Origin of the sequence: Pseudomonas sp. Z003-0.4C(8344-21) (assembly GCF_900104975.1) — a bacterium.
GTDB lineage: Bacteria > Pseudomonadota > Gammaproteobacteria > Pseudomonadales > Pseudomonadaceae > Aquipseudomonas > Aquipseudomonas granadensis.
The window spans coordinates 2,982,547-3,008,472 of sequence record NZ_LT629756.1 but is presented as its reverse complement, the minus strand read 5'-3'; the positions used below and the strand labels follow the sequence as shown (position 1 = coordinate 3,008,472).

The window sequence follows — 25,926 nt, the reverse complement described above, 5'->3', positions numbered from 1 at the left end:
CCAGGCTTGTCGTCAGCCATGCTTGACCAGATTCAGCGCCGGTAACGGGCCACCGGGGAACTGCGCCAGTTGGCCCTGCTGCACGCCGCCCAGATCGATGCCGTAAAAGCCAAGGTCGGCGATCAGCGCCGCGACGCGCTCTTTGCTGGCAGCGTGTTCACCAGAGTAAAACAGTACCCGTTTGCCGCCTTCGGCGGCCGGGTTACTCAGCAAAGCCGCCAACAGATGATTGAAGGCTTTGACGACGCGTGCGCCGGGCAGTAGCTGCGCAATCACTTGCGAGGACGGTACGCCGTGCAGATCGACCGGCTGAAACAGCGGCGCTTCGATCGGGTTGTTGGTGTCGATCACAATGCGCCCGTCCCATGACCCCAGATCGCGAACCGCCTCAGGGATTTTCGTCCAGTTCACCGCGAGGAAAACCATATCCGCCCGGCTGGCTTCCTGCGCTGTCACCGGCCGCGCCAGCGGCCCCAACTCGTTGGCCAGGTCGGTCAGGCTCTGCGGCCCACGGCTGTTGGCGATGTTGACCGGCAGACCGGCGTTGACGAGCAATCGTGCGATGGCCGAGCCGATGGCGCCGGTGCCAATAATGCTGATCGTATTCATGTTGAAGCCTCGTATTGATGTGTGAAGTTGATGAGGCTATGAGACGCTTTTTGACCTTTCACAAGTAGTAGGAGCTGACTAGAATCACTTTCAATCAATGCTTGAAGGTTTGAGTATGGAAACGCTGGGCAATCTGCTGTCGTTCGTTCGCAGCGCCGAGTCCGGCAGCTTCTCCGCCGCTGCCCGACGCCTGGGCCTGAGTCCTGCCGCGGTCAGCCGTAATGTCGCGCAACTGGAAAGCAATCTGGGGGTGCGCCTGTTTCAGCGCAGCACCCGCAAACTCACCCTCACGGAAGCGGGCGAGCGCTTTCTGGCCAATGTCGGTTCGGGACTGGACAGCGTGCAAGCCGCGATTGCCGATGTTGCTGGCAATGAGGGAGCGCCTTCCGGCGTTCTGCGTCTGAGCGCGGCGCCGGGGTTTGCCAAAGATTTTCTGCTGCCGCTGATGCCCGATTTTCTCGAGCTATATCCTGCGGTGATTCCCGAATGGCACGTCGACAACCGGCAGGTCGATCTCATTGCCGAAGGGTTCGATGCGGCTATCGGTGGTGGCATCGAACTGGCCCAGGGCGTGGTCGCCAGAGCCGTCGCTCCGGCCCATCTGATCCTCGTGGCGTCGCGCCAATATCTGGCAGATCACGGGCATATCGAGCGCCCGGAACAACTGCCGACCCTCGATCACCTGGCCATGCGCTCTGTGCAGACAGGCAAGATTCGCAGCTGGATGCTGCAGGGCCCCGACGGGCAACGCGCGCCGCTGGAGATCACGCCGCGTCTGCTGGTCAATGATCCGCAGGCGTTGTGTCAGTGCGCGCATCTGGGCTTGGGCGTCGCGCTGCTGGCGGTGCCGGATGTGTTGCCGTACCTGCAGAATGGCGCGCTGGAAAGGGTTTTGCCGGACTGGCATGTCGACGCCGGGCAGATCTACCTGTATTTCTCCAGCCAGAAATTACTGCCGGCCAAGACCCGTGCGTTCGTGGATTTTCTGGTCGAGCGTGCCCGCGCAGATCGCTGGCAAACCCGACTGGATGCCCGGCCATCGTCCGCACATACCGGTGCTCACATCCGGTAATGCTCCAGCAGAAAGTCGACAAACAAACGCACTCGCGCTGGCATCGCCGGACCGCCGACGAACACCGCATGGATCGGCTCGTCATCGCCCGGATTCCAGTCTTCCAAGAGTGAAATCAACTCGCCACGCTGCAGATCCTCTTTCACGCTGAACTCGCCGATCCGCGCGATGCCGGCGCCGCCCCGCGCGAGTTGCGCCAGCGCTTCACCGCTGTTGCATTCGATGCTGCCGCTGACCTTCAAGGAAAACACCTGGCCGTCGCGGATGAACGGCCAGTTGGGTTCGGCCCGGCGAAAGTTGAAGCGCAGGCAGTTGTGCCGCAGCAAGTCTTCCGGTTCCTGCGGGGTGCCGTGGCGCTCAAGATATTCGGGCGAAGCCACCACCACCTGACCGGTGACGCCGAGTCTGCGCGCGGTCAATGGGCTGTCCGGCAAATGCCCGAAACGCACCGCGACGTCGGCCTGGCCACCGAGAATGTCGACGACTTCATCGCCCAGGGTAAGGTCGACCACGATGTTCGGGTAACGCGCGCTGAAGGCGGCAACCAACGGTACGATCGCCAGCCGCCCATGCACGAGGGCGGCGCTGACCCGCAAGCGGCCTCGTGGCACGCCTTGATCGGCGATAGCCTCTTCGACCTCGGCCATGTCCGCCAGAATGCGCCGGGCGCCACGCAGAAACGCCTCGCCTTCGGCAGTAAACGTGAGCGCCCGAGTGGTGCGCAAGAGCAGGCGCGTGCCCAGACGCTGCTCGGTGCGCGCGATGATCCGGCTGACCGCCGACGGTGTCAGCCCCAATGCGCGCGCAGCGGCCGACAGACTGCCTTCGCGCGCCACCGTGACGAACACGTCCATTTCACCTGATCGACCACCGACGTCCATTTGTGATTCCTGCGCAAAGGTGATTGCCAAAATCGCGGTCTACCGCCGCAAACGTTCGCATCGTAGCATTGGCGGCATAGATGAGGAGATTTTCCATGCGTATCAATCCACCCCTTGTTGCACTCGCCATTGGTGCCTTTGGCATCGGCGTCACCGAGTTCGCGCCCATGGGCATGTTGCCGGGCATCGCTGCCGATCTCGACGTTTCCATTCCGGCCGCAGGGCTGCTGGTCAGTGCTTATGCGCTGGGCGTTCTGCTCGGTGCACCGCTGATGACCCTGACCACGGGCAAGATTCCACGGCGCTATCTGCTGATCGGGCTCATGGCGATTTTCACTCTCGGCAATCTGATGTCGGCGCTGGCTACCGACTACTACAGCCTGATGGTCGCCAGGGTGGTGACTTCACTCAATCACGGCGCATTTTTTGGGGTCGGCTCGGTCGTCGCCGCCAGCGTGGTCGCCCCGCAAAAACGTGCCGGCGCGGTAGCGGCGATGTTCATGGGCCTGACCCTGGCAACCATCGGCGGCGTGCCGCTGGCCGCATGGTTCGGTGAAATGTTCGGCTGGCGCACCGCGTTCTGGGGCATTACCGGCCTCGGCGTGATCACCATGGCCGCGCTTTGGTTCGCCCTGCCCAACCTGCCGGCACCAAAAGGCGCCGGAGCACTGGCGGAAATTCGCGTGCTGGGCCGTGGCCCGGTGCTTGGCGCGCTGGCCCTGACCGTGGTCGGTTCGAGTGCGATGTTCACCGTGTTCACCTACATCGCGCCGATCCTCAGCAGCGAAACCCACGCCTCCACCGCTTACATCACCGCGATGCTGGTGCTGTTCGGTGTCGGTCTGACCCTGGGCAACATGTGGGGCGGCAAGGCTGCGGACCGCTCGATCGATCGCACCCTGATCGTTTCGCTGAGCGCGCTGATTGCGGTGCTGCTGGCGTTCACCGTGCTGATGCGCTGGCCGCTGCCGGCCGCCGTCGCCATCCTGATCTGGGGCATCGCCAGCTTCGCCCTGGTACCGCCGCTACAAATGCGCGTGATGGAAGCCGCCAAAGACGCACCCAACCTCGCCTCGGCGGTCAACATCGGCGCCTTTAACTTCGGCAACGCAATCGGCGCGGCGCTCGGCGGCGCGGTTATCAATGCCGGGCTGGGTTATCCGGCGATCTCCCTGGCCGGCGCGGCAATGGCGGGGCTGGGGTTGTTGATGGTGTTGGGGTTTGTCTGGCGGTCCCGGGCTGCTGCGGCTGCGGTGGCATAAGAAAGCAGCAGGCTGGCTACCGCATCGGATTCGTCATCGACACGAATCCCCTGTAGGAGCCAGCCTGCTGGCGATGGCGGTCTAACCAACACCTCAAACTCAACGCGGAAACAACAACGTCACCGCAAACCGAACCCCCCACCCTTGCGGCCCGTCGTCAGGGCTGTCGAGCCAATAGCGCGGCCCCGCTTGCACCGTCAGCGGTTGCCCGCCGATTTTCAGCAGTTGCGTCACCGTGAGGTTGACCGGTACCGACCACTCGCGCGATTGCCAGTTGTACGTCGATTCGGTGTTCACCCCCCAAGTGGTCAAGGTGCTGGTGGTGTAGGAAAGGAACGGTTGCAGGAAGGTCTGGTTGACCTTGTCCTTGTCATCCGGCGGGCTGCCCTCCAGTCCCCAGATGTGGTTGGCGAGGATGCCGTGGGTCCAGCCGTTTTCCTGTTTCAGGGCGACGGCGGTCGGGCCGATTCCCCACTGCTCGCTGCTCAGCAGTTCATCACTGCCGGTGGGAATCAGAATCGCCGGGCCGGCGCCGAGGATCCAGCCACTGGCCGTGGGTTGTCTGGGTGAAAAGAAAAAGCTCTGGGTGATATCGCCGACGCCGGATTTGTCCGCGGCGCCATTCGGTGCAAGGCCGTGCTGATCGATGACCGGGAGGATCGTGCGGGAGATCAGGTTCCAGTCATCGTTGAGGGTAAACGGCAGCACCGGCTGAATGTTGGTGGTGCTGCGCATGCCCTCACCGGTTGGCCCCATCTTCTGGTCCCAGTTGTATTGCACCGGCAGGCTGTACATGGCCGCGACCGGGTTGAGCGCCTTCTTGGCCAGTTCTGCGGAGTCTTCCGCCTGCACGGACAGCACGATCGACAGAGTCACCCAAAGTGCCGCGCCGCGCCTCAACCAATAGTTGTCAGTTCCCATACTTCGTCACCTTGGGTCAATGATCAATGAGCGGCAGGTTTGGGCTCAGGCAGTGTGTACTCGTTGTTCTGAACGGACTTGTCCGGCATGTAAACCCGGAAGGCCAGCGTCCAGTTGTCGGTGGGAGCGATCAACAGGTTTTGCGCGGTGGCGCCGCAACTTTTGGCATTGCCGAAGTGCAGGGTGAATGTTTTGCCATCCTTGTCCGGCACAATTTCATGGTTCGAAAGGCTTGAGCCTTTCTCGGTGTGCAAGTACAGGTCGTCGCCGTAGATCGTCATGGAATAAAAGCCCAGCTTCGGGTTGGTCATGCCCGGCACCGGATAATTCGCGGTGTAGCAAATGTCTTTGTTGACCTTGTAAGACTTGAAGGAATACCAGGCATGCTGATCAGGCAACAAACCGGTCGCCACGGCAGCACCGACGTTGATGTCATCCTGAGAAATCGAGCCGCGAGCGCCCATGGTTTTACTGACGCCACGGGTGTCGGCGACCTTCACGTAGTGCGCCTTGATCTGCTTGAGCTGGTCCTGATTCCAGTCAATCGCCTTGAACGCTTCTGGCGTGTAACCGGCCGGAAAGCTGACCTTGTACTCATCCTGTATGGCGTTGGCCTTGGCGACGTCCGCAGGGTCGTTCGGATTGACCTGAGTACGGATATTGACGACGACAAAGTTGGTGACGGTTTTCGGGTCGATGACGTAATCACCGCCGCCGTAATAGACGTTGTCGGTGACATGGTCGTGTTGCATGAGGTGCACCGAGGTGTAACGTCCATCGCCTTTGGGCACATGGACCGTAGCACCGTGGGAGGCATCGATGATGGCGAAGGAATACAGCGTATCGCGGTTCATCAACACGGCCGGTTGCTTGTCCAGCTCCATCGGTTTGCGGTGGTTGTAGAAAGTGTTGGTTGCACCGAGCTTCACCTCGTTCTGCATCGATTCATCCAGCACGGCGAAGGCGAAGTTTTCCCGGGTCACCGCCACGTTCTTTTCGTTGACCAGCGTCGACTCGAGTTTTCGCGCTGCTTCCAGGCCCGGCAGCGGCGTTTTTTCATCGGGCTGTGCGGCATGGCTTTGTATTGCCAACAGGCTCAACAGAACAGAAACGGACGTCACTAACTTCATCGACGGAGCTCCTTGCAAAAAGTCATGCACAACATTTCAGTGATGCTCGAGTCGCCGAAGCATCACCCGTTCCATTCGGCGAAAAGGTCCCCCCAAATGCGGAACAGCAAAAGGCAAGCGTAGGCAACTGTGACCAATGCGCAACCTTTCGCCTTGTTGGGTGAAATGTTTGAGAGCAAGGAACCCGCTGATGCCTTACTCGGTCTTCAGCTCAAACAACTCACCGCCCTCCTTGCACAGGCGATCGAGATACCCGGCGGCATCCAGCAACTGATAAGGAAAGTACAGACCTGGCGCAGTGGGCGCTGAGCCGTCGAGCCCGATCAGCCGCTCCAGCAGCATGGCGACGCTCAACCCCGTCAGCGCTGCGGCGCCGGCCGGGTGAACGAGAGCATGACGGGTATGCAGCGCTTGCCCGTCCCGCCCTTCCCCGACCATTTCGATGAGAATTTCGGTCGACATCGGCCGCCCCGCACGCCGCGAAGAGCTGACGCCGCTGGCGAGATTGAACTGCACATTCACCGCATCGGTGGCGGCGGCGAGACCCGCGACGTCGATCGACGAAAAGCCGCTGGCCTGCATAAGCGTACCGTCCAGCGCGCGGAAGCTGACGTTCGCCTCCTCGCCCTCACGCCAGACATACGCACCTTCGCATCGGGTCAGCGCGGCGGGTAGCATTCTGTTCAGATGTTCGAAGTCAGCGGCCACGGTCGGCCCGCCGCCGTCCTGTTCGTCGACCAAGGCGTCAATGCGGATATCGCGAACCTGCGCAAACGCCTTGGCAAGTTGCAACGTCGCCACGGTTGTGGCGCCGACCATCCACTCGTAACCGAGTACGATCGGCGACGCGTTCGGGGCATGGATATAGCGGGCGATTTGCGGCGCCATTTCGAATACGCCAGAGGAAATGCTCAGGTGCGGCACTTTGCGTTTCTGCGCAAAACGCAGCCCGGCCAGCGTGTGATCCATATAGAAAACCGCCACGGTGCTGACCGGGCGACCGCCCAATCCGAGATCATCCGCGGTGAGATCGATGACCACACCCTCGGCCCCGCCCATTTCTTCAGCGGCTTGCTGAGCCTTCGCCAGATCACGTCCGCCGATCAATAACGGCACGTCGGGATGGGCCGCGCGCAAGGCCTTGGCAGAGCGGTGGCCGATGGCGCCGGAACCGCCCATGAACAAAATTGGATGCACTGACATCTGGAATCCCTCCGCGTTTTTATGGGTCGCAACCTAGCGTTGGTGCGCGCCCGGCCATGAGGGTTCCACTGCGTTGGGTTTGTTGCGAGGCGAACCGACGCATGGCCGCCACCTGCGTTCGAACGACCAGGCTCACATCGAACGTTTTTCCACCCAGCGCCGATATTGCCGAGTGCGAAACGCCATACCGATCTGCTGCAAAATCAGCGCGCGTAAAGGTGACACGGTCGGATCAGGCTTTTTTGCCCGGCTGAGTCGACGCAGCTGAAACTTCACCACCGCCATGTTCGCCAGGGCGGCGATCGCTTTGTTTTTCCAGGTGATTGGCGGCAGTTGGGGAGCATTGTCCTTGCCTGCCAGCCAGTCACGCGGCAACTGCGGATCGATGGCCAGCGCCGTGCCGATACCGACCATGTCGACACCGCTCTGCACAACGCTTTCGGCCACTGCACGGCGACGGATGCCACCGGTGACCATCACCGGCATGTTCGCGACGGTCTGTATATCGCGGGCAAACTCAACGAAATAAGCTTCGCGGGCCAAGGTCCGGCCATCGCGCGCCTCGCCCTGCATGGCCGGCGCTTCGTAACTGCCACCGGACAGTTCCACCAGATCCACACCTGAGTCGTTGAGCAGTGCAACCACCTTTTTCGCATCCTCGGCGGTGAAGCCGCCGCGCTGAAAATCGGCGGAGTTCAGTTTGACTGCAACCGCGAATTCGGCCGAAACCATGGCTCTCACAGCCTTGACGATTTCCAGCAGCAGGCGTGCGCGATTCTCCAGAGAGCCGCCCCACTCGTCCGTCCGCTGATTGGTCAGCGGCGACAAAAACTGGCTCAACAGATAGCCATGGGCGGCGTGGATTTCCACCCCGGTGAACCCAGCCTGCTCGCCGAGCCGTGCCGTGTTGGCGAAGCGCTGAATGACCTCGTTGATTACGCTTGGGGTCATCGCGTGAGGCGTAGCGAAACGCTTGGACAGTGTGCCCAGCTCAAGCGCTACCGGTGACGGCGCCCAGGTTTTCTGCCCAAGGCTGGACTGCATCTGACGCCCCGGATGATTGATCTGCAACCAGAACTGCGCACCGCCGGATCGCCCGATGTGCGCCCAGCGTTTGAACTTGTCCAACTGCTGGTCATCCTGCAACACCACGCCACCGGGCCCGGTCATGGCGCGCCCGTCGACCATCACGTTGCCGGTGATGATCAGCCCGGCACCACCGTCGGCCCACGCCTGATACAGACGCATCAGTTCGACCGAAGGCGCCTGGTCGGCGTCGGCCATGTTTTCTTCCATGGCGGCTTTGGCGATGCGGTTCTTGATGGTCGAACCGTTGGGCAGGATCAGCGTGTCGAACACGTTCATGGGGAAGTTCTCAACTGGGAATGAGGCCAGCATAAGTTTGAAGTCGACTTTAAGGTCAACCGCTTTTTCAGGGCGCATCGAGCATGATCGCACCGCACGCAAAACGGCTATTGACCTTAAAGTGAGGTTTAAGGTGAGCATGCGCCGACCTGCTCGATTTGAAGATATCCCGATGATGCTGAAGACCCTTGTTTCCTCTGCGCTGGTATTGATAGGTGGTGCGTTCATGACATTTGCAAACGCTCAATCGGCTGTCAGCAGCGATCGCCAGATCCTGGTGTTCATGACCAATCACGCAAGCTATCCCTCGCGAACCGATACCACCGGGTTGTGGCTGACCGAATTGACCCACTTCACCGATGTCGTGGAAGCAGCCGGCTACACCACGGTGTTTGCCAGCCCGAAAGGCGGCGCGGTGCCGCTGGATGAACGCAGCCTCGGCTGGTTCTACATGGACAAGGGTGCCCGCGAGCATCTGCAGTCACCGGCCTTTCGCGCCCGACTGGCCAACACACTGCCGATCAGCGAAGTCGACCCGTCGCGGTTCAGCGCCATCTATTTCACCGGCGGCCATGGCGTCATGTGGGACTTTCCCGACAACCCGGACCTGCGCCGCGTCGCTGAAACGATCTACAACCGCGGCGGCATCGTCGCGGCGGTGTGCCATGGCGTGGCCGGTCTGCTGGATCTCAAGGATGAGCAAGGCCAGTTGATCATCAAGGGCAAAAACATAACCGGTTTCTCCGACCGCGAAGAGCTGTTCTCGGGCATGAAAGATCAGGTGCCGTTTTTCCTTGAGGATCGGTTGGTACGCCAAGGGGCTCGCTACCGCAAAGCCTGGCTGCCATTCACTGCCTTTGCCATCACCGATGGCCGGCTGGTCACCGGGCAAAACCCGCAATCGCCCAAAGCCGTGGCACACGCCGTGATGGCCGTGCTCCACGCTGGCGTAGGCACGCACTGAAAGTTCTCGTAGATCACAATAGCCGGAGGAAGCCCCATTGAAACCCGCAAGCGCCGTTCTGACAGGATTACTGTTCAACTCACTGGCCAACGCTGCGTTGGCCCAGACGCCTGAACCGGCGAGCCCCACCGGCACCGCCGTTATCGATATCGGCGGCCATCAAGTGCCCGTGGTCAAGGATGGCCTCTATGACCGTTTTCGCTCCAACCCGCCGTTGTCGGTGATTGCCAAAGAAGTTCCGGGCGTTGATCTGAGCTGGTTCAAGGGCCTGAACAAGACCAGGGTCGATATCGGCTTCGAGTCTTACTCACCCAACTTCTACTACCAGAACAGCCGCGTGACCGCCATTTATACCGCCGACCTCGAGCGCCTGCGCGCACTGATGCCGGCCGAAGTACTGGCAACCGTGCAACCGCTGCAAGTCTGGCCGGGGCGCGGCCTGATCGCGTTCACCGCCTACACCTACGAGCATTGCGATAACGATGCGTATAACGAGGTGGCCGTGTCGATCGTCACTAACCAACCCGGCAAGGCCAATCTGGGCCCGGCCACACTGGTTGGCCAGTCGCTGTCGCAAGACTTCTGGGGTTATGTGCTCAAGTTGCCGGTCAATACCGAGCTGGCGCGGGTGCGCGGTGTCGTCGGTTACAACCTGCCGAAATGGTTGACTGGCATCGACCGCCGGGAGGATGGGCAATCGGTGATCTACCACATCACCGACAGTCGGACCGGCAAGCCCGACGTGTCCTTCACAGCGAAGAAACTCGACACGTTGTCCCGCGATGTCGAGAGGGTCACCAGCAGTTTCACCAACCTCGATCATCAGGGCCAATTGGCCTATGGCTACGCTGTCTCCCGCGACCTCAGCCATGCTTCTAGCCGCGACGCCGAGTCCGCCACTCTGACGCTGGGCGACGGCGACTTGTCGAACTACCTTCGCTCGCTGGGGCTGGGAAAGATGCTGAAGTACGAGTACGTGCCTGAATTCCAGAGTGCGCTGTATGCGCCAAGACCACTGTCGACGCTGGTGGGCGAGCGCTGAAACCCGTTGCGCCCGTCAGGCCTGGGAAGCCCGGCGGGCGGTTGTTTTCTTCGCCGCCATTGCGCCCGCACCTTTGCCTGAAGCACCCGCGGCGCCCTCCTCACGCAGACGATTGATCAGCAGTTGCGCATTGTCCGCACAGGCCATGCCCTCGGGTTTGCTTTCGATGCCCTTGATCACCTGCAGCAGTTGTTGTTTGTTGCGCGCCAGCCGTTGCTGCAGGACTTCGATTTCCGCAACCTTTTGCTTGAGGCCGCCGAGCAACTGGTCATGCTGCCAGCCATTGGCGTTCATCGGCATCAACTGGCGGATTTCATCGAGGGAAAATCCGGCAGCCTGCGCGCCAGTGATGATCTCCAGCACCCACTCTGTGTCGGGGGCGTAATCGCGATAGCCATTGGCTTTGCGCGCCACCGATCTGATCAGACCACTGGCCTCGTAGAAGCGGATACGTGACGGTGCCAAGCCGCTGATTTTCGCCAGTTCGCCGATTCTCATGTCGCACTCCCAAAATGCTCTAGACCTTAAAGGAGACTTTAAGCCTGAAGTCGCCTTTAAGGTCAAGCGCTCGGGTTGCAATGCTCCGTCGTTACGACCAAAACCCTTTATGCGGCTCGGCCGCCTCACCTTCCAGCATCGGCCCCAACACACTGACCTTGCGCTGCCCCTTGGCAAATACCTCGCGGCACGGCAGGGAGAACGTCGGGTTCTCCGGGTGGTCACCGGTCAGCCCCAACAACGCATGCTCCGACAAGGCGTAAACCACTCGCCCGATTCCGGTCCAATACACCGCGCCAGCGCACATGCAGCAAGGTTCGGCGCTGGTGAACAGTGTGCAGTGTTCCAGCTCTTGCGGCGTCAGCAGTTTGGCCGCCGCAGCCGCCGCGACCAGCTCCGCGTGTTGGGTCGGATCGCCCTCCGGTGGCATCGAATTGTTCCCCGCTTCGACAATCACCTTACCGTGACGGTCGGCGACCAATGCGGCGAACGGATGGCGACCGCGCTGTTTTGACGCCTCGGACAAGGCGATGGTCTGGCGCAGCAACGCCAGATCCAGATCGCTGACGCCGGCCGGGACGAGCTGAGTGAATTGATTCATGGGTAACTCCTGGGCAGTGGAAAAACAACAGGTCAGTCGGCCAGTTCAGCCGATGTCGCGCCGATGGTTTCGGTCGATTTTTTTTCGTTGTTGAGCAGAACATTGAGCACGATGGCGGTGATCGCCCCGAGGAAAATTCCGCTGTCGAGCACCAGTTTCAGCGTTGGGCCGACGTGTTCGAACAGCGCCGGGAATGACATCGGCAACACGCCGACACTCACCGACACGGCGACGATAATGCCGTTGCGAGTGCCCTCGAATTGCACCCGCGACAACTCCTGAATACCGGCGACCGTGGTCATGCCGAACATGACGATCGCGCAGCCACCGAGTACCGGTGTCGGCACCGCCGCAATCAGCGCACCGAGTTTCGGGAACAGCCCCATCAGCACCATGATTGCCCCGGCAGCGGCCACGACGAAGCGGCTCTTGACGTTGGAAAGCGCAATCAAACCGGTGTTTTGCGTGAACGCGTTGTAGGGAAAACTGTTGAAAAAACCACCGAGCATGGTCGACAGGCCATCGGCGCGAAACGCGTTCCCAAGGGTCTGTTGCGTGGTCGGTTTGCCGGTCAATTTGCCGATCGCCAGGCAGTTGCCGGTGGTCTCGGCCATGATCACCAGCATCGCCAGGGTCATGACCAGAATCGGCACCGGCGCGAATTCCGGCGCACCGAAAGCCATCGGCGCGCTCAGTTCGAACCACGCTGCCTCGCTGACCCGGCTGAACTGGGTCATGCCGCACGCCGCCGCAATCAGGCTGCCGACGAACAGGCCGATCAACACGCTGAGGTTGCCGACAAAGCCCTTGCATTTGGCATAGATCACCAGCGTCACGCTGACCGTGGCCAGGCCCAGCAACAGGTTGGCCGGATTGCCGAAATCCGCCGCGTCGGGATTGCCACCGCCCAGCCAGATTGCCGCCGCCGGCATCAACGAGATCCCGATGATGGTGATGAGGCTGCCAATCACCACCGGCGGAAAGAACCGCAGCAATCGGCTGAACACCGGCGCCAGGGCGATGGTGATGAAACCCGCTGCGATCACCGCACCGAAAATCTGGCTGAGCCCGAACTCCTTGCCGATCATGATCATCGGCGCCAGCGCAATAAACGAGCAGCCCTGAATCAACGGCAAACGCGCACCGAATTTCCAGAAGCCCAAGGTCTGAATCAGCGTTGCGATGCCGGAGGTCAGCAGGTTGGCGTTGATCAGCAACACCACCTGCGCCGAGGTCAGCCCCATCGCGCTGCCCAGGATCAGCGGCACCGCCACCGCCCCCGCGTACATCACCAAAACATGCTGCAAGCCAAACGTGAACAACTGTCGCAGCGGCAAAACCTCATCCACCGGATGAATGCATTGTGTGGTCATTTCACACGCTCCTGAAGGTGCGGCATCTGTTGAGATCGCGGGCATTCTCAGGCGCGTTTGAAGATCAATGCGCCTCAGAGATCGTTAAGTGCGGTGCCATGGTTCAACGTTTGTTGCGATGAAACAAATGAGCAACCATCGCTTTTTTCGATGGTGAAAAGTCGGCACACTCGGCGCTTGCTGATCCATCTTCGATTCGGGAGTCCACCGCTTGCGCTTCTCACTCGATCAATTGCTGATGTTTGTTCAGGTCGTGAAAAGCGGCTCGTTCTCCGCCGCCGGGCGCAAACTCGGCAAGACCCAGTCAACCATCAGCGCGGCGATTGCCAACCTCGAAACCGACCTCGGCGTCGAGCTGTTCGATCGCAGTAACCGCAGCCCGGCGCTCACCGCCAGTGGCCACAAACTGCTGATCCAGGCCGAAGCTGTGCTTGAGCGCTGCATGACCTTCGAGGCGCACGCCGACTGTCTCTCGGACAACGTCGAGCCCTGCCTGACGCTGGCCATCGAAACACCCTACGGGCCGATCATGCCGGCGCTGAAAGCCTTCGAGCAGGCCTTCCCCTTCGTCGACCTGATCATCCGCCACCCGGTGTACGGCGACGTCAGCGAACTGGTCAGCAGCGGCGAGGCCGTGCTCGGCGTCGCCTTCTCACAGCCCGGCTACCCCAAGGAACTGGCGTTCCAGCAATTGGGCAAACTGATCATGCTGCACGTCTGCCACCCCGACCATCCGCTGGCGCAACTCGACGATGTCAGCTTCGATGACCTGCACGTTCACCGACGCCTGGCCTTCAGCGCCCACGCGAGCAAGCTGCCGAGCAGCGAATACCTGCGCTCCGCGCAGTTGTGGCAAGCAGAAAACTATCTGGCGTTGCTGGAAATGGTCCGCGCCGGACTCGGCTGGGCCACCCTGCCCCGGCAGTTGATCCAGCGGGAATTGGCCAAAGGCGAATTGGTCGAGTTGCAACTCACGGCGTACCCGCACACCGACTGGCAGATTGGTGTGGATCTGTTATGGGCGCGGCAGCGTCCGCTGGGCAAGGCGGAGCGTTGGCTGAAGGAAAAACTGCAGGCCAACAAGGTGTTTGAGCGCGATCGCAATGGGCAGATCACCACGCTTTGAACCCGCGTTTCGCCGCCTTTGAAAATGCTCCGCCGGCTGACCGGTTCGGCAAACATGAAAGTTTTCCTGCAGGCGAGATGATACTTGTACGATGTCCTATCACGATGTATTACTAGGTCTCCCGAACAAAAATAAAACCACGGAGATCGCTACATGGACTCAACCCTGTCCGCCCTGCCTGACAGCCTTGACCCAGCGCAAGGCAACACCCGCCGCAGCTTCCTGAAAAAGTCACTGGCGGTTTCCGCCACGCTCGCCGCCATCGGCAGCACCGCCCTGAGCCGACTCGCCGATGCCGCCGAACCGTTGAGTCAACGCTACCCCGACCCATTGATTCACATCCTCGACGACAGCTTCATGGAGCTGCGGATTTTCAACGCCAGCGTCGAAAAACTCGCCACCGGCATGCGCTGGGCCGAAGGGCCGGTCTGGGTCGGTGATGGCCGCTATCTGCTGGTCAGCGACATCCCCAACAACCGCATCATGCGCTGGGACGAAATCACCGACACCTTCAGCGTGTACCGCGACCACTCGAACTTCTCCAACGGCATGTGCCGTGATCGCCAGGGACGGCTGATCGTCTGCGAAGGCTCCACCACCACCAGCGAAGGCCGGCGCATCACCCGCACCGAAGCCAATGGCACGATCACCGTGCTGGCCGACAGCTTCGACGGCAAGCCCTTCAACTCGCCCAACGACGTCGTCTGCAAAAGCGACGGTTCGATCTGGTTCACCGACCCGCCCTTCCAGACCGGCAACAACTACGAAGGCCACAAAATCACCCCGACCCAACCCCACGCCGTGTACCGCATCGACGGCGAGAGCAAAAAAGTCACCCGAGTGATCGACGATCTCAACGGCCCCAACGGCCTGTGCTTTTCCCCCGATGAAAAAACCCTCTACGTCGTCGAAGGCCGCGCCAAACCCAATCGCCTGATCTGGGCGATTGCCGTGAAAGACGACGGTACCTTGGGCGAACGCCGCAAGCACATCGAAGGCCTGGACTACGCCGCGATCGACGGCATCAAGTGCGACGAAGCCGGCAACTTGTGGTGCGGCTGGGGCGGCAACGGCGACCCGAAAGCTGACCTGGAAAAACTCGACGGCGTGCGCGTGTTCAATCCGCAGGGCAAGGCCATCGGGCACATCTCGCTACCCGAGCGCTGCCCGAACCTGTGCTTCGGCGGGCGCGAAGGCAATCGGTTGTTCATGGCCAGCAGTCACTCGATCTATTCGCTGTTTGTGAATACGCGCGGGGCTACTTTTGGGTTGTGAAAACGCTGCCACCGAATCACTGAGCTCGGCCTCGGTGATGCTGGCTAACGTCATCGGCACCGTCGAAGGCCCAGCACGCAAGACGCTGCAAGGGATTGCGCAGGTGGTGATGTTGGGCGAACTGGCGGTGAATCAAGCGCTGGGCAATGTGGTGCCGGTGGATTGTTGCGTGGGCTCTTTGTGGCAATGGTTAGGCTGTTGCCACGAAGGGTTCGGGTTACTTGATGCGTCTGCTTTCGCTCCTGAACAGACGGTCGCCTTCATTCGAGTTCAGATTGAACAAACCGGGCGCTCTCCCAAACGCTCTACCAACCTTACGAGATAACCATCGGGATCCTGGACGATAAATTCGCGCTGACCGACTTCTACATTGTTAGCCCGATACCAAGTGTCTTTGCATTCTCGATAGAGTGGAAATCCAGCTTGACCAAGTTTTTGGATGATCGGGCCGACAGCCGCAACGTCAATCTGGAGGTTGATTCCTCTTCCAAACGGCTTAGTCAGGGGGGCAGTTAGCCATTGGCCTGCGTCGGGGTCAGCCTGCTCAAGCATTACTTGCGCACCGTTCAAGTCGAGGTAAGCGAATCCGTCTTCTGGGCGTTGATAAGCTACTTCAAGTCCCAGGCAAGAAATCCAAAAGTCCAGACTACTACCCAGGTCAGTGACCATTAACTCTGGAACCAGTTTGCTACGTTCGAACATGAGATGACTTCCATTTCAATCGGCTCAATCGCCGGGGGTAAAAAGCCGAGTCGCGGGATCAGGCTGTGCTCTTCTGGCACGGCGCCATGGGAGCAGGTGGTGAGCATCATGATGCACGGTCGGCTGAGTATTATCGAATCGAGTCGAATGGCGGCTTCTGGCCGATTGCTGCCGTTCACGACTGACCGCTTTCGGCCAATAGCAGTCGTTCAGGTCGGTACAAACGCCTGACTTTATACTCTGGAAAAAACGCGTGGTTGAGTTATCTTGTCGAGCTGCCTATTCGCTCAGCACTCCAAGGAAAACAATGCTCAGTTCACTCATATCAAATGGTCAGCCACAAACGATTGACCGATTAGAACTGATGATCCCTTGGTGGAGTTTTACGAAAACAGTATTGGCTGCAACAGCCCTGTCGTTGGTTCGTGATGGACTCACCGGGCTGGACGAGCGAATTCCTGATCAGCCTTTCACGTTACGTCAGTTACTGCAGCATGAGGCGGGTCTGGCAGATTACGGCGAGCTTGCGGAGTATCACGCCGCCGTCAGGAAGAATGTGTCGGCCTGGTCGGTAGATGACATGATGCGGCGCCTTGACGGCACCAGACTTCGATACTGTCCCGGAGCCGGTTGGCATTACTCGAATGTTGGCTACTTGCTCATCGGCAGGCTAATTGAACGGCTAACTGATCTGACGCTTGATGAAGCAGTGATTCAACGAACACTTTCCCCACTTGGCCTTTCGAACGTTCGCTTCGCTAAAACGCGAGCAGACTTTCAAATCACCCATCTTGGAGACGCCTCAAATTATGACCCTGCCTGGGTTTATCACGGCCTGCTGATCGGCCCAATTTCGCAAGCAGCGCTATTTCTGGATCGACTCCTCTGCGCAGACCTGCTCCCTACAGGCTTGCTGCAGGAAATGCAGGTAGCGCGAATATTAGGCGGCCCAATTCCCGGGCGCCCATGGATCACGCCGGGTTACGGCCTTGGTGTGATGCAGGGAGCTATTGACGGCGGATTTACCATCTGCGGGCACACGGGCTGCGGGCCAAACAGTGTCATTGCTGTCTACCGTATTTGCGATGGAGACGCATCGGCGTGTTGCGCTGTTTTTGAGACGGACGCCAGTGATGGCGCAGTCGAAACCAAAGTCGTTGGACAGCTGATGCAAGCTTTGCAGAGTGGCTGAAAGAAGGCACTTCATATTGACCGCTTATGGCCGAAAGAGGCCATTGCTATGCCGCTAAAAACGCAGCTCAACAAACGGGATGAGGGGCGAATCTGTCTGAGGCGACATAACGCTATAGATTTCAATAAACACCGACGTTTAAAAAGACATCTCCAAACACTCTCCCAGGCTACACCTCCTTGCGCCTTTGCCTACAGCTACGCCAGAATCCGCCGGCTTGTGCGCTTTGGGGGCGGGTTCTATTGTGGTCTGGTCGCTGACGAATCAGCGATCGGGTTTCGCAGCCCGGTTAATCAAGGCGCACAGCGCTCCAGATCGTTGCCATCAAAAATTGGTAATGGTGCTTTATGGCGGCTGTGCGCGGGATACCTTCGGGTATGCCGGGTTCCTTGATTCCCGGTCTGCGAACCTGCGTACAGCTGCCACCTCCATTCGTTTCGCAGCGAAATGTGGCGGCTCCAATAATCAGGGAGCTTCACCATGATCAAACCCACACCCAACCCACCCGAATCCAGCCCCACATCCCCCTACGAATCCACTAACTCCAAAAAGCTCCACGAAGCCGCCGACCGTGCGCTCGACCATTACCTCTGTCCGCCCGGATCCACGCCGCCGCCACGTAAACACCGTGGGATGTATGCCGTGACTGCGGATAACAAAAACGAAGAGCTGCTGATCGATGCCAGTGAAACACTCGCTTCGGCCCAGACCATTGCGCAGAACGTCGCCAGCTTGTTGCCGGCGTCGCAGCGTCGGGCGTTGTTGGGGATTTCGCAGTTGATCATGCTCGGGGAGCTGGCGGTGAATCGGGCTTTGGATAATTTGCAGTTGCCGGAGTGATGTAAGTGCTGGGGTTGGCTGGCGGATGACTTGGGGGCTGTGAGCAAGCGCGGCCCTCACCCCAGCCCTCTCCCGGAGGGAGAGGTGGCCGACCGAGGTGTCTTTCGTGATGCATCGACCTGGAAGACCTCAGCGATGGTGAGTTTCGGCGATTCTGGAGTCGAAGCGTTACGTTCAGGTCGCCGTCACTCTCGAATATCCCCGAATCGGTTCCCTCTCCTGGGGGAGAGGGCTAGGGTGAGGGGTTGTCCGTTCGTGTAAAAGTCTCCAGCCTGGTCAAGGGCGGCGCATCCTGATTTTAGCGAGATGGCGTCTGATTTATTTTCCGCTGTCGGCCAATAGCGGCCTTTCGGGTCCGAGTTTCGATTGGCTCAGACTCCAGAATTGAATCTACTGACCCAGACGAAAAAAAGCGCCAACCTGGCGCCTTAACACATCAAGCGATTTTGATCACGACCTTTCCAAATGCTCCCCTCGCGAGATGCTCATAAGCCTTGCGTGCGTCCTCGAACGGATATACCTGATCAATAACGGGACGGATCTTGTGTTCGTTGAGAAACGCGTTCATCCGATCAAAGGATGAACGCGGCGCCACGGCGATTCCGCGAATGGTCGTCTGGCGGAAAATCAGTGGCATCAGATTCAGTTCAACGGTTTGCCCTGTCAAAAAACCGATCTGCGCAATACGCCCTGATGCCTTGGTGGCTGCTACCGATTGATTGATGCCGCTGCCACCGGCCACATCGAGTAGCAGATCCACGCCTTTGCCGTCGGTTAGTTTCAACACCTCGTCCGCCCAATTCGGAGTTGTTCTGTAATTGATTCCTGCCACAGCCCCGAGCGCCTTCACGGCTTGCAGGTTTTGGTCGCTACTCGAGGTTGCGATTACCTTTGCGCCAAGCGCAGTAGCGATCTGCACGGCAAATATTGATACACCCCCGGTGCCTTGAACCAATACGGTCTGGCCCGACTGGATTTGTCCGAAGTCGACCAGCGAATACCAAGCCGTAAGCGCCGCAATAGGAAGTGTTGCTGCCTCTATATCACTCATGTTGTCCGGGGCACCGACGGCGCTATCCTCATGAATGATCATGTATTCGGCCAAACCACCAGGCAACGGCGAACCGAAGCAGTAATCGGGTTCGTTTGGCCCTGGCTCGCCATCCAGCCAACGCGAGTAAAGATGGGAGTTGACGCGATCACCGACCTTGAAGCGCGTGACGTTGTCACCAATGGCTACCACCGTGCCGGCTGCATCGCTCACCGGAATCAATGGCTTGGGCACCATGTGCGGTTCATAAATGCCGTCGACAATTGCCTTGTCGCGAAAGTTGAGCGAAACAGCACCGACCTTCACCAATAATTCGCCAGCCTTGGGTTGCGGGGTCGCCACCTCCTCCAACTGCAGATTGTCGAGTCCGAAATCTTTCAATAACCACGCTTTCATTGCGAGTCTCCCAATACATATCAATGGTGATGAACCAAGCCGGTTCAGCCTTGGGTGCATTTTTCGCTGTTGAGGGCGCGCAATAAATGCGTGGAAAAAGACATGATTGTTCTATTCTTGGACAACAATCATGTTCAACCTCTTAGTCACTTGGGTTCATAGGAAAGTCATGGAATTGCTTCAATCGATGCGACTGTTCGCCAGGCTTGCCGAACTTGGCAGCTTTACCAAAGCTGCGGAATCGCTAGACATCGGGCGACCTCAAGTCACTCGATCTATCCAGGAGTTGGAAACGTCATTGGGCGTGCGCTTGTTCCAGCGCACCACAAGAAAGGTAGCCCTCACCGCCGAGGGCGAGAGGTTCTATGAGCGGGTACAGGAAATTCTGGCGGGTATTTCTGCTGCGACCTCTATGTTCGATCGATCAGGAGCAACGCTTACAGGCCGACTTCGCGTCGATATTCCAAGCGCCTTCGCGCAGATGAAATTCATCAATAGCCTTAAAGAGTTCACCGTCTGCTACCCAAACATCAACATGATTCTGGGCGTGACTGATCGGGCCGTCGACTTGATCGGCGAAGGCGTCGACTGTGCGTTGCGTATCGGCGATCTACCGGATTCGACCTTGATCGCTCGCCCTGTTGCGATGGCGACCATGGTGACGTGTGCCGCGCCCGATTATTTGAACGAGCATGGCGAACCCAAGACACTTGGTGAACTGGCTTCCCATCGAGGCGTCAACTTCTTGTCCGGCCAGAGCAACAGAACATTACCCTGGCATTTTTCGCTGAAAGGTCAGGATCGATCCTTTGTGCCTGATGCAGGCATCACCGTCACCGAGTCGAATGCGTACGTTCAGTGTGGCGTGTCGGGTTTCGGAATAATCCAGGCACCCGGGATTACCGTGTCCGAGCATTTGGTCAGTCGCGGTTTGGTGGAGATTCTAAAACCCTATCGGCCAGCCCCTCGTCCTGTATCGTTGCTATACCCGAGCCGGGCTCATCTCGCTCCGCAGGTTCAAGTTTTTATTGAGTGGCTGCAAACGCGTATTCCGCAGCTTCATTCTGACTGGCTGGAAGCATAGCGATCATTGAGCCCCGTAAAAGTGACTGCGGGTCGGGAATGCTCACATCATCAATGCCTGCTTATGCGCCGAAAGCAGACGCCCAGGTCTTAGCCATCAAATCGTGTATGACCTACTATCCGTCCGCACCGCTCATGGCTAACGAGTCGGGCAGTTAGTCATCAAGGGATCCAGTGAATCTACATTCTGAAATTGAAAGAATCTTTGCTGGCAAAGCATTTGCCAGACCACTTTTCCATTCATGTCCAGGAGGTTTGCGTTTTGAGCTATCTGGATCCGGTGGAGTGATAGAGCAATTCCTGACAGCCCTTCTGAAAGCAAAAGAAATCTGCAGCGATATCTTCCTGAACGACACAACGCTTGTCGCTTGTCTTCGCGTTCATTCGGGCGCCAACAAATTTGCCCATCGGCCCCGTATCCAGGCTCTGCGGTCAGCTGGGATCAACATACCCTCGGAGTGCTCAGTCTGGAGCGAGGAGATAGACCCACAGCAATGGTTTTGCGACGAAGAACCGGAGTTCTGGATCAACGTCGCGTTTGAAGCGCCTGCGACTCTGCTTCAGTCATTGCTATGGTGCGCTTTGACCAAGGATTTTGCCGCTATCCAGCCTAACCCCCAATGCGCGGTTTACCTGTTCAATCTGAACAAGCAAGTCATGGTTTTTCCGTACGACGATAGAGGTATGGATGTGGTCGGCCCTAACAAAGATCTGCTTGCAAAGCTTTATCGTCAGTTTCCTGGATACTTGCTGAATTATGACCGACACACGATGGACGCTACATTCGAAAAGTTTCTGCGCTAGCGTCTTTGCTGGATTTAGCGCGACGACGACGGCCAGGCGGTCTTTGATTGACCATTAACGACAAGGCAGGCTTTGCACCGGCCTTGCCCCGACGTGAAGCGTCTGTTCACTCGGTCAAAAGAGCGATCAACCCCGCCTCCACATAACTGCCAATCAACTCGTCAAACAACCCAATATCCCCCCGACTGCGCGCAATCAACTGCGCACCAGCTACCGCCGCGTAAATCGCCCGAGCACGCGCTTTACAGCGTTCTTCATCCGCCGTGCCCGCACTGATCAACACCTCGGTCAGCCACTCGATATTCGCCTCGGCAAACCGCTTGACCTGGGCCTTGACCTCGTCCGGCAGGTCTTGATATTCGGCGGCCATGAAGCTGGCCAGGCACAGCCGGTTGCCACTTTCCAGCGAGGTGCGAAAGATCGACGGATACAGCGTCAGGCAGCGTTGCGCATCGGGATTGGCCTGGCGAATGCCTTCGAGCACTTGCGCCGCGTCCTGCCAATAGCGCTCGGCAACAGCGGCGCCCAGATCGGCTTTGCTCGGGAAGTGGTAGTAAATACTGGCATTCTTGATGCCCACCACTTCGCCGATGCTGCGGAAATTGATGCCGCTGTAGCCATGCAGCTGCGCGGCTGTTTTAGCCGCCTCCAGAATCGCTTCGCGCGCGTTCACACTCATTTTCATGCCCTCAATGCGTTCGATCATGGCGTGGAGTGTACGCTCAGAATGATTACCTGCCAATTGACAGGTAGGGGTTGACACTTGGTAAAACTGGTCGCAATCTTATACCTACCAAATGACAGGCAGGTAACCCGAAATGACTCATTCCAGTGCTGTGATCGACCCTTCTTCGCTGCCGATGATGAAGATTTACGATTGGTACAACGGCCCCTACCCGGCCCGTGTGCGCATTGCGCTGGCGGAAAAATCGCTGCTGTCGCGCATCGAATTCGTGTCGGTCAACCTGTGGACCGGCGAGCACAAGCAAGCTGAATTCCTGCGCCTCAACTACTCCGGCACGTTGCCGCTGCTGGAGCTGCAGGACGGCACGCTGATCGCCGAGTGCACCGCGATCACTCAGTACCTCGACAGCCTCGATGACAACCCGACGCTCACCGGCCACACGCCGGTGGAAAAAGGCCTGATTCACATGATGACCAAACGCGCCGAGATCGAATTTCTCGATGCGGTCAGCGTGTACTTCCACCACGCCACACCGGGCCTCGGGCCGGAAGTCGAGCTGTATCAGAACGCCGAATGGGGCCTGCGCATGCGCGACAAGGCTGTGCGCGGCATGCACTACTTCGATAATGTTCTGCGTGATCGGCCTTATGTCGCCGGCGAGCACTTTTCCATGGCCGACATTGCCGTGCTGGGCGGGATGATTTTCGCGGCGCTGGTTGAACTGCCGGTGCCCGACGAATGTGTCGCGTTGAAGGCCTGGCATGCGCGGGTGCAGGACCGGCCAAGCGTGCAGCAATGGCGGGCAATGGTTGCGCAAGGAGATGCGCAACGCCGATAAACCCACAGTTGCCGCCCCGCTTCTGGGGCGGCAATGATCAATCCTCCCGACACAATCTGCGAGCGAATAACCTACGCTCTAGCGCAATCCTCTTGAATGCTTGCCTGATCCTCTGGACTTGCACCGCCGTGGATACCCAACGCACGCGCGAGGCCATACAGTCCGATAACAACCGCAACCGCGCCCACACGCACGCGAAGCGGACTTCACAGCGCGCCAACCTCAGTGACAAACAGCTCACTGGCGCTGCGGCCCATGCTTATAAAAATGCACGTCAACCGATGATCAGGCGGGTGAACCCATGGAACTACGAATCAACCAGAAGACCGTTCAGGTCGATGCCGACGCCGATACGCCCCTCCTCTGGGTGTTGCGCGATGACCTCGGCATGACCGGCACCAAATATGGCTGCGGCCTGGCCCAGTGCGGTGCCTGCTCGGTGCTGGTCGACGGCAATGTGGTGCGCTCGTGCGTCACGCCGGTGGCCGGTGTGGTTGGCCGCGATATCACCACCATTGAAGCCATCGAATCCGACGAGGTGGGCAAGCGTGTGGTCGCGACCTGGGTCGAGCTGCAAGTTGCGCAATGCGGTTATTGTCAGTCCGGGCAGGTCATGGCCGCGACCGCGCTGCTCAAGCACAACCCCACGCCGAGCGATGCGCAGATTGAGGCGGCGATGGTCAATCTGTGCCGCTGCGGCACTTACAACGCCATTCATGCCGCCGTGCATGAGCTGGCTGGCAAGAGGGACGCCTGATGAATGTTTCCATCGAAACCACTGCACAATCCTCGTTGCCTGACCTGACGACGCCGATCAACCTTTCCCGCCGCCGCTTTCTCACCGGTACCGCCGTCGGTGCGCTGGTGCTGGGCTTCGGTCTGCCACTCGGCGCGCCCCGCGCGTTTGCCGCAGCAGCGGCTGCCACGACCAGCGAACGCGGTACGCAGGTGCCGGCGTTTCTGGAGATCCGCCCGGACAACCGCGTACGCCTGATGTGCCCGTTCATGGAAGGTGGCCAAGGCACTTTCACGGCGATGGCGCAGATTGTCGGCGAAGAACTCGACGCTGATCCGGCGACGTTCCTGGTCGAAGCCGCGCCGCCCGGCGAGGCGTACGTGGTGATGGACAACGGTATGCGCATTACCGGCGGCAGCATGTCGGTGCGCATGAGCTATCCGGTGATGCGCCGCCTCGGCGCCTTGGCCCGCGCCATGCTCCTGCAAGCGGGCGCCGAACGGCTCGGCGTGCCGGTGAGCGAACTGAGCACCGAACCGGGCAAAGTGCTGCACGCCGCATCCGGCCGCTCGCTGACCTACGGTGAGTTGGCCGAACGCGCAATGGACCTGCCCGTGCCCGACCCGGCCAGCGTCAAGCTGCGCGATCCGAGCCAGTTCCGCTGGATCGGCAAACCGGTCAAGCGCATCGACGCTTACGACAAGTCCACTGGCAAGGCGCTTTACTGCATCGATCTGAAGGTCGACAACATGCTCCACGCCGCCGTTCAGCACGCGCCGCGTCTGGGCATGACCGTGGGCAATCTGCGCAACGAAGAGCAGGTCAAAGCCATGAAAGGCGTGCATTCGGTGCACCGTCTGCCCGGCGCCGTGGCGGTGCTTGCCGAGCGTTGGTGGCACGCCAAACGGGCGGTCGAGGCGATTCAGGTCGACTGGCAAGAACCGGGCGCCGACAGCCCGGTCCGCGTGATGCCGGCGGATTTTTCCAGCGATGCGTATTTCAAGCGTCTGGCTGCGGAAAAAGGCCCGGCCCGTGACGATGAAAACGAGGGTGACGTGGCCGCGAGTCTGGCCAACGCGAAAACCCGCGTCGATGCGACATATCACAACCAGTACCTCAATCACGCGCAACTCGAGCCGCCGTCCGCGCTGGCTCGCTTCAATGCCGATGGCTCGCTGGAAGTCTGGCTACCGAATCAGGCACCGGACCTGTATCGCGCCGACATCGCCAAACGCACCGGTCTCGAGCTTGGGCAAATCACCCTGCACTCGCCGCTGCTGGGCGGGTTTTTCGGTCGGCATTTTCTCTACGACTCGGCCAGTCCGTACCCGCAGGCCATCGAGCTGGCGAAGGCTGTCGGGCGTCCGGTCAAACTGATCTGGAGCCGCGAAGAGGAATTTCTGCGTGACGTGCTGCGCCCAGTGGCAGCGGTCAACTTTCGCGCGGCGCTGGATAACGACGGCTGGCCGTTGGCAATCGAAGCGATCAGCGCCACCGAAGGCCCCACCGAAGCCATCGCCGGCAAGCAAGGCGAAAAGCTCGACCCGACGGCGCTGGAAGGCTTGTCGGGCAAGTCCTATGCGGTCGCCAACAAGCGCATCGCGCAGATCTACGTCAAAGGCCCGGCCATGCTCGGTTACTGGCGTTCGGTGGGCAATTCGCTGAACGACTTTTTCTATGAATCGTTCCTCGACGAACTGGCCGACAAGGGCGGCAAGGACCCGTTCGACTTGCGCCTGCATCTGCTGCGTGACAATGCTCGGCTGACCACCCTGCTGCAAGCGGTGGCCGAATTGTCGGGCGGCTGGAAACGTGGACCGTTTACTGCCGAGGATGGCAGCCGGCGCGCGCGCGGTGTGGCGATGGCGTCGCCGTTCGGCACCGAGACGGCCGTGATTGCCGAAGTGTCGATCGAAAACGGCCAGGTCAAGGTGCACGACATCTGGCAAGCGATTGATCCTGGCAGCATCGTCAATCCGGCGATTGTCGAGGCGCAGGTCAACGGCGCCGTGGCGTTGGGGCTGTCGCAGACGCTGGTCGAGGAAGCCGTGTGGCTCGATGGCAAACCGCGCGCGCGCAATTACGACCTGTATCCGATCCTGGCGCCTTCGCGCATGGCCAGGGTGCATGTGCGGGTGGTTGAAAGCGGGGAAAAAATGGGTGGCATCGGTGAACCGCCACTGCCCGCCGTCGCGCCCGCCGTGGCCAACGCGGTGGCCGCACTGACCGGGCAGCGAATTCGCAGCCTGCCCATGAGCCGTCACACCTTTAGCTGAT

Annotated in this window: 25 protein-coding genes and 1 pseudogene; 14 read left to right on the top strand and 12 right to left on the bottom strand. The window is 59.6% G+C overall.

Annotated features, from left to right (window positions below; translation table 11 throughout):
- Positions 1-12 precede the first annotated feature (12 nt).
- On the bottom strand, positions 13-609 hold the full coding sequence (locus tag BLU24_RS13890; protein WP_093101181.1) for an NADPH-dependent F420 reductase: 597 nt from the start codon (positions 607-609) through the stop codon (positions 13-15).
- A gap of 115 nt (positions 610-724) precedes the next feature.
- On the opposite strand from BLU24_RS13890, the gene BLU24_RS13885 reads away from it, so the two are divergent.
- Positions 725-1,681, top strand: a complete 957-nt coding sequence (locus tag BLU24_RS13885; protein WP_093101179.1) for a LysR family transcriptional regulator — start codon at positions 725-727, stop codon at positions 1,679-1,681.
- Here BLU24_RS13885 and BLU24_RS13880 read toward each other — a convergent pair.
- Positions 1,669-2,562, bottom strand: coding sequence for a LysR family transcriptional regulator (locus BLU24_RS13880; protein WP_093101177.1), 894 nt, complete (start codon positions 2,560-2,562; stop codon positions 1,669-1,671). The genes BLU24_RS13885 and BLU24_RS13880 overlap by 13 nt on opposite strands.
- A gap of 95 nt (positions 2,563-2,657) precedes the next feature.
- On the opposite strand from BLU24_RS13880, the gene BLU24_RS13875 reads away from it, so the two are divergent.
- Positions 2,658-3,824 (top strand): MFS transporter, encoded by a 1,167-nt coding sequence (locus BLU24_RS13875; RefSeq protein ID WP_093101175.1) that lies wholly within the window; start codon positions 2,658-2,660, stop codon positions 3,822-3,824.
- A gap of 99 nt (positions 3,825-3,923) precedes the next feature.
- On the opposite strand, the gene BLU24_RS13870 is transcribed toward BLU24_RS13875, so the two are convergent.
- The 4 genes from BLU24_RS13870 to BLU24_RS13855 all read right to left on the bottom strand — a co-directional run bounded on the left by BLU24_RS13870 (position 3,924) and on the right by BLU24_RS13855 (position 8,443).
- On the bottom strand, positions 3,924-4,745 hold the full coding sequence (locus tag BLU24_RS13870) for a hypothetical protein (protein WP_093101173.1): 822 nt from the start codon (positions 4,743-4,745) through the stop codon (positions 3,924-3,926).
- A gap of 23 nt (positions 4,746-4,768) precedes the next feature.
- Positions 4,769-5,875, bottom strand: coding sequence for a DUF1254 domain-containing protein (locus tag BLU24_RS13865; RefSeq protein WP_093101171.1), 1,107 nt, complete (start codon positions 5,873-5,875; stop codon positions 4,769-4,771).
- A 195-nt stretch (positions 5,876-6,070) separates the two neighbouring features.
- Complete coding sequence (locus tag BLU24_RS13860; RefSeq protein WP_093101169.1) at positions 6,071-7,078, bottom strand: saccharopine dehydrogenase; 1,008 nt, start codon at positions 7,076-7,078, stop codon at positions 6,071-6,073.
- 132 nt (positions 7,079-7,210) lie between these two features.
- Positions 7,211-8,443, bottom strand: coding sequence for an NADH:flavin oxidoreductase/NADH oxidase family protein (locus tag BLU24_RS13855; protein WP_093101167.1), 1,233 nt, complete (start codon positions 8,441-8,443; stop codon positions 7,211-7,213).
- A gap of 172 nt (positions 8,444-8,615) precedes the next feature.
- Between BLU24_RS13855 and BLU24_RS13850 the strand changes: the two genes are divergently transcribed.
- On the top strand, positions 8,616-9,407 hold the full coding sequence (locus tag BLU24_RS13850; protein ID WP_093101164.1) for a type 1 glutamine amidotransferase domain-containing protein: 792 nt from the start codon (positions 8,616-8,618) through the stop codon (positions 9,405-9,407).
- Positions 9,408-9,444: 37 nt separating this feature from the next.
- The gene (locus tag BLU24_RS13845; RefSeq protein WP_093101161.1) at positions 9,445-10,449 is read left to right on the top strand and encodes an acetoacetate decarboxylase (ADC); all 1,005 of its coding nucleotides are present in this window, start codon (positions 9,445-9,447) and stop codon (positions 10,447-10,449) included.
- Between the two features lie 15 nt (positions 10,450-10,464).
- Here BLU24_RS13845 and BLU24_RS13840 read toward each other — a convergent pair whose 3' ends face one another.
- The 3 genes from BLU24_RS13840 to BLU24_RS13830 all read right to left on the bottom strand — a co-directional run bounded on the left by BLU24_RS13840 (position 10,465) and on the right by BLU24_RS13830 (position 12,921).
- Positions 10,465-10,947 (bottom strand): MerR family transcriptional regulator, encoded by a 483-nt coding sequence (locus BLU24_RS13840; RefSeq protein WP_093101158.1) that lies wholly within the window; start codon positions 10,945-10,947, stop codon positions 10,465-10,467.
- Between the two features lie 91 nt (positions 10,948-11,038).
- Entirely contained in the window at positions 11,039-11,548 is a 510-nt protein-coding gene (locus tag BLU24_RS13835) for a nucleoside deaminase (RefSeq protein ID WP_093101155.1), read from the bottom strand.
- A 32-nt stretch (positions 11,549-11,580) separates the two neighbouring features.
- Complete coding sequence (locus BLU24_RS13830) at positions 11,581-12,921, bottom strand: nucleobase:cation symporter-2 family protein (RefSeq protein ID WP_093101153.1); 1,341 nt, start codon at positions 12,919-12,921, stop codon at positions 11,581-11,583.
- 211 nt (positions 12,922-13,132) lie between these two features.
- On the opposite strand from BLU24_RS13830, the gene BLU24_RS13825 reads away from it, so the two are divergent.
- From BLU24_RS13825 to BLU24_RS28245, 3 genes and pseudogenes are all read left to right on the top strand, one after another.
- Complete coding sequence (locus tag BLU24_RS13825; RefSeq protein ID WP_093101150.1) at positions 13,133-14,047, top strand: LysR family transcriptional regulator; 915 nt, start codon at positions 13,133-13,135, stop codon at positions 14,045-14,047.
- Positions 14,048-14,200: 153 nt separating this feature from the next.
- Positions 14,201-15,322: an SMP-30/gluconolactonase/LRE family protein gene (locus tag BLU24_RS13820; protein ID WP_093101147.1), complete on the top strand. Its 1,122-nt coding sequence runs from the start codon at positions 14,201-14,203 to the stop codon at positions 15,320-15,322.
- A 7-nt stretch (positions 15,323-15,329) separates the two neighbouring features.
- Positions 15,330-15,479 (top strand): annotated as a pseudogene (locus BLU24_RS28245) (DUF6124 family protein); the annotation flags it as partial.
- A 113-nt stretch (positions 15,480-15,592) separates the two neighbouring features.
- Here BLU24_RS28245 and BLU24_RS13810 read toward each other — a convergent pair.
- The gene (locus BLU24_RS13810) at positions 15,593-16,024 is read right to left on the bottom strand and encodes a bleomycin resistance protein (protein ID WP_093101141.1); all 432 of its coding nucleotides are present in this window, start codon (positions 16,022-16,024) and stop codon (positions 15,593-15,595) included.
- A 307-nt stretch (positions 16,025-16,331) separates the two neighbouring features.
- On the opposite strand from BLU24_RS13810, the gene BLU24_RS13805 reads away from it, so the two are divergent.
- Positions 16,332-17,216 (top strand): serine hydrolase domain-containing protein, encoded by an 885-nt coding sequence (locus BLU24_RS13805; RefSeq protein WP_093101138.1) that lies wholly within the window; start codon positions 16,332-16,334, stop codon positions 17,214-17,216.
- Positions 17,217-17,696: 480 nt separating this feature from the next.
- Positions 17,697-18,056: a DUF6124 family protein gene (locus BLU24_RS13800; RefSeq protein WP_093101135.1), complete on the top strand. Its 360-nt coding sequence runs from the start codon at positions 17,697-17,699 to the stop codon at positions 18,054-18,056.
- Between the two features lie 436 nt (positions 18,057-18,492).
- Here BLU24_RS13800 and BLU24_RS13795 read toward each other — a convergent pair whose 3' ends face one another.
- Positions 18,493-19,503: a zinc-dependent alcohol dehydrogenase family protein gene (locus tag BLU24_RS13795; protein ID WP_093101132.1), complete on the bottom strand. Its 1,011-nt coding sequence runs from the start codon at positions 19,501-19,503 to the stop codon at positions 18,493-18,495.
- A gap of 169 nt (positions 19,504-19,672) precedes the next feature.
- On the opposite strand from BLU24_RS13795, the gene BLU24_RS13790 reads away from it, so the two are divergent.
- Both BLU24_RS13790 and BLU24_RS13785 read left to right on the top strand, forming a co-directional pair.
- Positions 19,673-20,587 (top strand): LysR family transcriptional regulator, encoded by a 915-nt coding sequence (locus BLU24_RS13790; RefSeq protein WP_093106675.1) that lies wholly within the window; start codon positions 19,673-19,675, stop codon positions 20,585-20,587.
- 173 nt (positions 20,588-20,760) lie between these two features.
- Entirely contained in the window at positions 20,761-21,390 is a 630-nt protein-coding gene (locus BLU24_RS13785) for a DUF3885 domain-containing protein (RefSeq protein WP_093101129.1), read from the top strand.
- A 106-nt stretch (positions 21,391-21,496) separates the two neighbouring features.
- Here the strand turns inward: BLU24_RS13785 and BLU24_RS13780 are convergent, their stop codons facing one another.
- Positions 21,497-22,069, bottom strand: coding sequence for a TetR/AcrR family transcriptional regulator (locus BLU24_RS13780; RefSeq protein ID WP_093106671.1), 573 nt, complete (start codon positions 22,067-22,069; stop codon positions 21,497-21,499).
- Positions 22,070-22,253: 184 nt separating this feature from the next.
- Here BLU24_RS13780 and BLU24_RS13775 point away from each other — a divergent pair, with 184 nt between their 5' ends.
- The 3 genes from BLU24_RS13775 to BLU24_RS13765 all read left to right on the top strand — a co-directional run bounded on the left by BLU24_RS13775 (position 22,254) and on the right by BLU24_RS13765 (position 25,925).
- Complete coding sequence (locus tag BLU24_RS13775; protein ID WP_093106668.1) at positions 22,254-22,913, top strand: glutathione S-transferase; 660 nt, start codon at positions 22,254-22,256, stop codon at positions 22,911-22,913.
- Between the two features lie 301 nt (positions 22,914-23,214).
- Positions 23,215-23,670, top strand: coding sequence for a (2Fe-2S)-binding protein (locus tag BLU24_RS13770; RefSeq protein ID WP_093101126.1), 456 nt, complete (start codon positions 23,215-23,217; stop codon positions 23,668-23,670).
- Positions 23,670-25,925 (top strand): xanthine dehydrogenase family protein molybdopterin-binding subunit, encoded by a 2,256-nt coding sequence (locus BLU24_RS13765; protein WP_093101123.1) that lies wholly within the window; start codon positions 23,670-23,672, stop codon positions 25,923-25,925. The genes BLU24_RS13770 and BLU24_RS13765 overlap by 1 nt, the downstream gene beginning before the upstream one ends.
- The last annotated feature ends 1 nt before the right edge of the window (position 25,926 follow it).